The sequence below is a fragment of the Mesorhizobium sp. M0701 genome (genome assembly GCF_040320365.1).
GTDB lineage: Bacteria > Pseudomonadota > Alphaproteobacteria > Rhizobiales > Rhizobiaceae > Mesorhizobium.
On record NZ_JAMYPO010000091.1, the window covers coordinates 1 to 6,549 of the forward strand.

General features: G+C 58.1%; 5 protein-coding genes and 2 pseudogenes. 6 read left to right on the plus strand and 1 reads right to left on the minus strand.

Annotation, left to right across the window (positions count from 1 at the left end):
• Nucleotides 1-20 precede the first annotated feature (20 nt).
• The 4 genes and pseudogenes from NKI24_RS35375 to NKI24_RS35390 form a co-directional block, all read left to right on the plus strand.
• Nucleotides 21-328: pseudogene (locus NKI24_RS35375) on the plus strand (aspartate 1-decarboxylase); the annotation flags it as partial.
• A gap of 45 nt (nucleotides 329-373) precedes the next feature.
• Nucleotides 374-565, plus strand: coding sequence for an NrtR DNA-binding winged helix domain-containing protein (locus NKI24_RS35380; RefSeq protein ID WP_352750776.1), 192 nt, complete (start codon nucleotides 374-376; stop codon nucleotides 563-565).
• A 624-nt stretch (nucleotides 566-1,189) separates the two neighbouring features.
• Complete coding sequence (locus NKI24_RS35385; protein WP_352566723.1) at nucleotides 1,190-1,846, plus strand: antitoxin Xre/MbcA/ParS-like domain-containing protein; 657 nt, start codon at nucleotides 1,190-1,192, stop codon at nucleotides 1,844-1,846.
• A 315-nt stretch (nucleotides 1,847-2,161) separates the two neighbouring features.
• A complete protein-coding gene (locus NKI24_RS35390) occupies nucleotides 2,162-3,313 on the plus strand; it encodes a porin (protein WP_352750772.1) in 1,152 nt (383 codons plus the stop codon).
• A gap of 554 nt (nucleotides 3,314-3,867) precedes the next feature.
• Here NKI24_RS35390 and NKI24_RS35395 read toward each other — a convergent pair.
• Nucleotides 3,868-4,848, minus strand: a pseudogene (locus NKI24_RS35395) (S46 family peptidase).
• A 414-nt stretch (nucleotides 4,849-5,262) separates the two neighbouring features.
• On the opposite strand from NKI24_RS35395, the gene groES reads away from it, so the two are divergent.
• Both groES and groEL read left to right on the plus strand, forming a co-directional pair.
• Nucleotides 5,263-5,559, plus strand: a complete 297-nt coding sequence (groES, locus tag NKI24_RS35400; RefSeq protein WP_352750774.1) for a co-chaperone GroES — start codon at nucleotides 5,263-5,265, stop codon at nucleotides 5,557-5,559.
• A 62-nt stretch (nucleotides 5,560-5,621) separates the two neighbouring features.
• Nucleotides 5,622-6,549: chaperonin GroEL (groEL, locus tag NKI24_RS35405; protein WP_352686991.1), on the plus strand; the 928-nt coding region annotated here is incomplete at its 3' end.

A 6,549-nucleotide genomic window follows, 5' to 3' on the forward strand; every position in this document is an offset into this window, starting at 1 on the left:
TGAATAGGACAACGGGACCAATGCGAAAAATAGTCGCCGGCAAGCTGCACGGCATCCACGTCACCGAAGCAAACCTCAACTACCACGGTTCGATAACGCTCGACGCTGACCACTGCGAAGAACCCGGGATCCTGCCAATGGATTCGTGGGAGACATGGAGCAAGACTTCCGGCGCGAATCTCGACCTATGTCATCCTCGGCGAGCGCGGCTCTCGATGCTGCATCCTCAACGGCGCGGCCGCCCGGACCTGCCAGCCCACTCCATCCATCTGGACGAAGCGCGCATTCCTCTCTGAAGCCGCGGATCGTTACATTCGTCATCAACAATGTCGTCGGCTTTCTGACCGATGGCAATGCGCTGACGCGGACGGCGTTGACGATTAGATCGGCAGGGGCGCTTCAGCAGAACTTTCGCCGGTTGATGGAGCAGCAGGAACTGGTGGCGGAGACCGGCGAAAGTGCATTTGATACCGGCGGTCGGCCGGCGAAGCTTTATCGCTTTCGCCACCATGTCCTCGACGAAACGGAGGTCGCCCGGACAAAATTGCCGCTGGCGCGGGCTTGACATCCTTTATACTCAACGTAGAAATATCCCTTATAATCAATTCGATTATAACGAGAAATTCATTCGCACCGTCCGAACCCACGATCTCGCTCGGGAAGCCCGTATGAGTGGATCGAAGTGATCTTGGAAATGAAACGCCCGAGGACGGGCTTTCAACCTTTGTCGTGAAGGAGGTGCCGCGCGCCTGGGCCAATGCCTTGCGGCAACGGTGAAGGATGTATACCGCCAGTAAACGCGTGCGCCAAAGTCGCTATCGAATGTACAGTTCGTCTAAATGTGCGATACGTTCGATTTGTGCAAGTAACACTTGGAAAAGTGTTGCATAAAAGAAACGTCTAATTATATAAAGCTGGCAAGCTAAACTTTAAACTTGCACAAATGAGCATCGCGGATAGCGTCCCACTGTGAAGCGTGCACTGCGATGTGCGTCTGTTTCGATCGTGGGGGCAAGACGGTCGTCAATTGATGTTCTTCCCTTTTTTGTTGAGAGGCAAAAGTTGAAGCCGCAAGACGGCTGCTAGGTTGCGCGCATACGAAAACGCAACACATCGCCGTCCCCCCAACTTCATGTCTTCAACGCTCTTTCGGAGGCTTGCTGAGGGAATGCTATTGGGAAAGCCAGATATGTCCGCGTCGAGTGATCTTGGGGATGAAAAGCGCCAGACCGAGCTTTCAAGCTTTGTCATGAGGGAGGTGCAGCGCATTCTTGCCCAATGCGATGAGGCGAAGCAGGGTGACAAGGCTGCTGTTGCGCCTTCGGGTTCTCCTTCCAACGAATTGACCGCCGTGGCCGCCGAATTTCTTGGTAGGCTCGAGGCCGAAGCAGCGCGACGGCTAAACGCCCAGGCGGGTGAGATCGCTTCGCGACCCCGGGCAGCCGATCATCCGCTCGGGCATCCGGTTCTGAAAGATTGCCCGAGAGAAGGCGCGCGCATTGCAGAATGGGCCGGTCCAGTTGCGGGGTCGACGCATCTCGAGAGACGTTTTGGAATACCGCGGTCCACTTTGTATTGGTGGCAGCAACACAATGATGTGGTTGCCTTTCGGAGAGGCTCCCGTAAGCATGTATTTCCCCTGGCTCAGTTCATCGACGGCAGGCCTATGCCCGGAATCAGGCAGGTCCTTTCCTCGATCTCCGATCCCAGACTGGCTTGGCTGTGGCTGATCAGCCCCTCGCCTCTTCTCAAGGGTCGCGTCCCTATCGAATTGCTCAGAGAAGGTATGAACACAGAAGTTGTTTCATCCGCCGCCCAGGCTGTTTCTCTGATTGAATCTATCTGACAATTGGCCGGATGCCGATGGCTGTCCGCGCATTATGTAAGTGCGCACAAGCAGATGTACCAATTGTGCGATTTGTGCAAATGTATAGTTGTTCAATTTGTGCAAGTAATACAATAGATTTAGTGGCAATAATGCAACGGATACTTCTATATATGGTTGGCAAACGGAATTTGAACTTGCACTAATTCGCCCAGCGAATAGCGTTCGAGCCGGGAAGGATGCATCGCGATGCGCATCTTTTTCGATCGTGGGGACAGGGAGCGGTTCGTCCATCGACGTCCTCGCCCTTTTCAAATCATTGAATGGAGATCAATTATGAACATCAAGAGCCTTCTTCTCGGCTCAGCTGCGGCTCTGATCGCAGTTTCCGGCGCCCGCGCCGCCGACGCGGTGACCGTCGCCGAGCCGGAACCGGCTGAATACGTCAAGATCTGCGACGTGTACGGCTCGGGCTACTTCTACATCCCCGGCACCGAGACCTGCCTGCGCATCGGTGGCTATGTCCGCTACGACATCGGCGTCGGCGACGTTGGATCCTACGACGGGGCGCGGACCCACGACGTCCAAGACGGCAGCGACCAGGGCACCTGGCGCAAGAACGCCCGCTTTGACCTAAGGACTTGGACCGGCCAGGAAACCGAACTCGGTACTTTGAAGACATACACCGAGACCAAATTCAATTTCGGTAACCGCAACGCCTATTCGGGTCCCGACAGTCCCCAGAACTATGCCTTCAACAAGGGCATCACACTGAACTTCGCCTGGATCCAGCTTGGTGGCCTGCGCGTCGGTAAGGACGAATCGGCCTTCGATACGTTTATCGGCTATGCCGGCAACGTCATCAACGATACGCTCGTTCCCTACGGCGATTTTGACACCAACGTCGTGCAGTACTACTTCGACGCAGGCAATGGCTTCTCCGCCGTGGTATCGCTCGAAGAGGGTTCTGGCGTCGTCGGCACGATCGACAGCTACGTTCCGCATCTTGTCGGCGGCGTGAAGTACACGCAGGGCTGGGGCGCCATCACCGGCGTCGTGGCTTACGACAGCAACTACGAAGAGGTAGTCGGCAAGGTCCGCTTGGATGTGAACGCCACCAACGAACTGTCGCTGTTCATTATGGCTGGCTATGGGACCGACGACAACCTAACCGATGGGACCTACGCTATTCCTGCCGGCGGTCGCGGCTTCTACAAGCAGTGGGGTGGCAACTGGGCCGTCTGGGGCGGCGGCACCTACAAGTTCAACGAGAAGACCTCGTTCAACCTTCAGGCGGCGTATGACGAGTGGAAGAACCTCGGCATTGCTGCCAATGTCGCCTACGATATCGTTCCTGGTCTGACGATCACGGCCGAAGTCGACTATCTCCACGCTGGCAAGTTCGGGGATGTGGACTTCTCTAACTGGACCAATGCCGACAAGAAGAACAGCGTCGGCGGTCTGCTCCGCTTCCAGCGCTCGTTCTGAGGATTGAAGAGCCCGTTGCCGCGTTCGGAGCGGTAACTGCGAGCCTAATTTGCGGCCGAACCATTGTGGTGAGGCTTGTAGAGGTTTCGGCGAATTGCTTGATCACGGACCTCCAATCCGAGCATTTCGTCGATGAGAAGGGCGCCCTGTTCCCGGGCGCCCTTTTTTAAGGGTTATCATCAGACTCTCTCCCGGGGGAACTGTGGGTAAGAAACAACGCATCGTCCTGCAGGCAGCTGTTTTGGCGTCTGCCTTTGGCTTTTTTTTGCTGATCCTGCTCCTGCAGATGGTCAGTTTTTTGGTTGACTAGGCACGCGCAAGCGGGATGGATCGCGCAGAGACACGCGGAAGTTTTTTTCGCCAGCGAAACCCCGACGACCTGATGGGGAGTCGCGCCAGCAGGGTGGGCGCCACGTCCAGTGCCACCGACCATGCGAGATGCCGATTGTTGGCGCGTCTGTCAGTTCGCGCGGCCATATTCATTCTGGTGCCGATCTGTTGCCTTTTCTGCTTTTCCCATGCGTTTTAGGCCGAGCCATTTGTGAAGCGGGCGGTCAATGGATCTGCGCCTCGCGATTGCATGCCGTTGCCTGGTTGATCTGGGCGGCATAATCCGAGAGCGAACGCTGCAACCGCGGTTCGAATTGCGCGAAGTTGAACCGGACTTCATCCGCCGTCAGGAACTGGTGGGTTGCGCCGGGAAAGCCGGCGACCATCACGAGGTCGCCTTCCTTGACGCCTTCACAGGCTATGGGTAGCCAACTCTTCGGCCGGTAAGGCACATTGTCGCGCGCATATGGCCGGGAGGAATCATCAGGAGCGACATAGGCGCGATAAAAGCCGAAGTCGCCTGTGTGGCGCGGCCACATCCAATTGTCCGTTTCGCCGCCGAAGTTACCGATGCCGAGCGCGGGCGCATAGACAAGGCGCACGTCCTCGATTTCGAGCTTCTGCTGGAGATAGTAGGAGGCGCCGCCATAATAGGCCCCTACGTCGCAGCGGCGATTGGGCTGTCCTTCACATGCGGCGATCAGGGCCTTGCGGTTCGTGGCGAGCCGCTCATAGCGGGCAAACCCATTCAGCTTGTCCGAGACGCCCTTGAGCATTTCGGCGGTCACATCCCGCACGTCCTCGATCACATAGATTCGGCTGCCTGGCGCAGCGGCAATTCTTCACCCAGGGCTCTTCGCCAGAAAGCCGTCTGTGAGATAGTCCTGGCCCTCCTTGCTGTGGTATTGGATGGATTCGAACACGCAGTGATGATTGGTTGCGACCAGCCCTTGTGGACTGACGAACGAGGCGGAGCATCCGCCCAGTGATACGATCGCGTTGAGCGGGTCAGCGTCCAGACGGCCCAGGTGGGCGGGATCGATCTGGAGCCCATCCGCGCGCATGGCCGCGCCCACTTCCGCAGTCTGGCCCGGCATCCACATACCTTCGTCCGCCGACGTAGCCGTGACCGTCCAGAGCAAGGCGATGGCAGTTGCTTTGGCCAAACATTTCAAATTCGAGTTCATGCTGACTGTCGCTGTCATCTTGCCTCCTGTTCTCCGCAGATGGATTGGTGACTTATCGGGATGGCCGGAGTCCTGGCGCCCGCGCGGCGGCCAACACCGGGACCCGTTAACCGCAAGAGTCCTGATGGCGCTCACCTCTCATATTTGTCGCGCGCCAACGTTTGCGGATCACCCGCTGCACCGATCGTGCCAAATGAATAAGGCTTCAATTACAGATGGTGAGCCTCCCCATCCATGTCCTATCTCCGACGTCTTTCACGTAAAAGGCTCGGTGCTTCCACGCTCGTTTGCTCTTCGCCCGTCCCTCTTCCGTCTTGACTAGCAGGAGCCTACGGCCTATCTCACTGCCGCGTTAGCACTCGCTTCTGGTGAGTGCTAACCACGCTCCGGCAACGGAGAACCGTTCAACATCCGCACCAGGGAAATCCAAAAATGGCAAAGTCGAATTTCCGGCCGCTGCATGACCGCGTGGTCGTTCGCCGCGTCGAGTCCGAAGCGAAGACCGCCGGCGGGATCATCATCCCCGATACGGCTAAGGAAAAGCCGCAGGAAGGCGAGATCATCGCCATCGGTTCCGGCGCCCGCGACGAAGCCGGCAAGCTCGTCCCGCTGGACGTCAAGGCCGGCGACCGCATCCTGTTCGGCAAGTGGTCGGGCACCGAAGTCAAGCTCAACGGCGAAGACCTTCTGATCATGAAGGAAGCGGACATTATGGGCGTCATCGGCTGACACGCCGCCTTTCATCCGCACCATCCAATCTGAATTTCGGGCGAAATGCCCAGGAGTAAAAAATGGCTGCCAAAGACGTAAAATTCTCCCGCGACGCTCGTGAGCGCATGCTGCGCGGCGTCAACATCCTCGCCGACGCGGTGAAGGTCACGCTCGGCCCCAAGGGCCGCAACGTCGTCATCGACAAGTCGTTCGGCGCACCGCGCATCACCAAGGACGGCGTCACCGTCGCCAAGGAAATCGAGCTTGAGGACAAGTTCGAGAACATGGGCGCGCAGATGGTCCGCGAAGTTGCTTCGAAGACCAACGACATCGCCGGCGACGGCACTACGACCGCGACCGTTCTGGCACAGTCGATCGTCCAGGAAGGCCACAAGTCGGTTGCCGCCGGCATGAACCCGATGGACCTCAAGCGCGGCATCGACCTCGCTGTCGCCGACGTCGTCGCGACGCTGATCAAGAACGCCAAGAAGATCAAGACCTCGGAAGAGGTTGCCCAGGTCGGCACCATCGCCGGCAATGGCGACGTTTCGGTCGGCTCGATGATCGCGGAAGCGATGCAGAAGGTCGGCAATGAGGGCGTCATCACGGTCGAGGAAGCCAAGACCGCCGAGACCGAGCTCGAAGTCGTCGAAGGCATGCAGTTCGACCGCGGCTATCTCTCGCCCTACTTCGTCACCAACGCCGAAAAGATGGTTGCGGATCTGGAAGACGCCTACATCCTGCTCCACGAGAAGAAGCTCTCCAACCTGCAGGCCATGCTGCCGATCCTCGAGGCTGTCGTGCAGACCTCGAAGCCGCTGGTCATCATCTCGGAAGACGTCGAAGGCGAGGCCCTGGCCACGCTGGTCGTCAACAAGCTGCGTGGCGGCCTGAAGATCGCTGCCGTCAAGGCGCCGGGCTTCGGTGATCGCCGCAAGGCCATGCTGGAAGACATCGCCATCCTCACCGGTGGCCAGGTCATTTCCGAAGACCTCGGCATCAAGCTCG

Bases quoted from the DNA above. Each gene is read 5' to 3' on its own strand.
- NKI24_RS35385 (WP_352566723.1), top strand. From the start codon at position 1,190: ATGTCCGCGTCGAGTGATCTTGGGGATGAAAAGCGCCAGACCGAGCTT.
- NKI24_RS35390 (WP_352750772.1), top strand. From the start codon at position 2,162: ATGAACATCAAGAGCCTTCTTCTCGGCTCAGCTGCGGCTCTGATCGCA.
- groES (WP_352750774.1), top strand. From the start codon at position 5,263: ATGGCAAAGTCGAATTTCCGGCCGCTGCATGACCGCGTGGTCGTTCGC.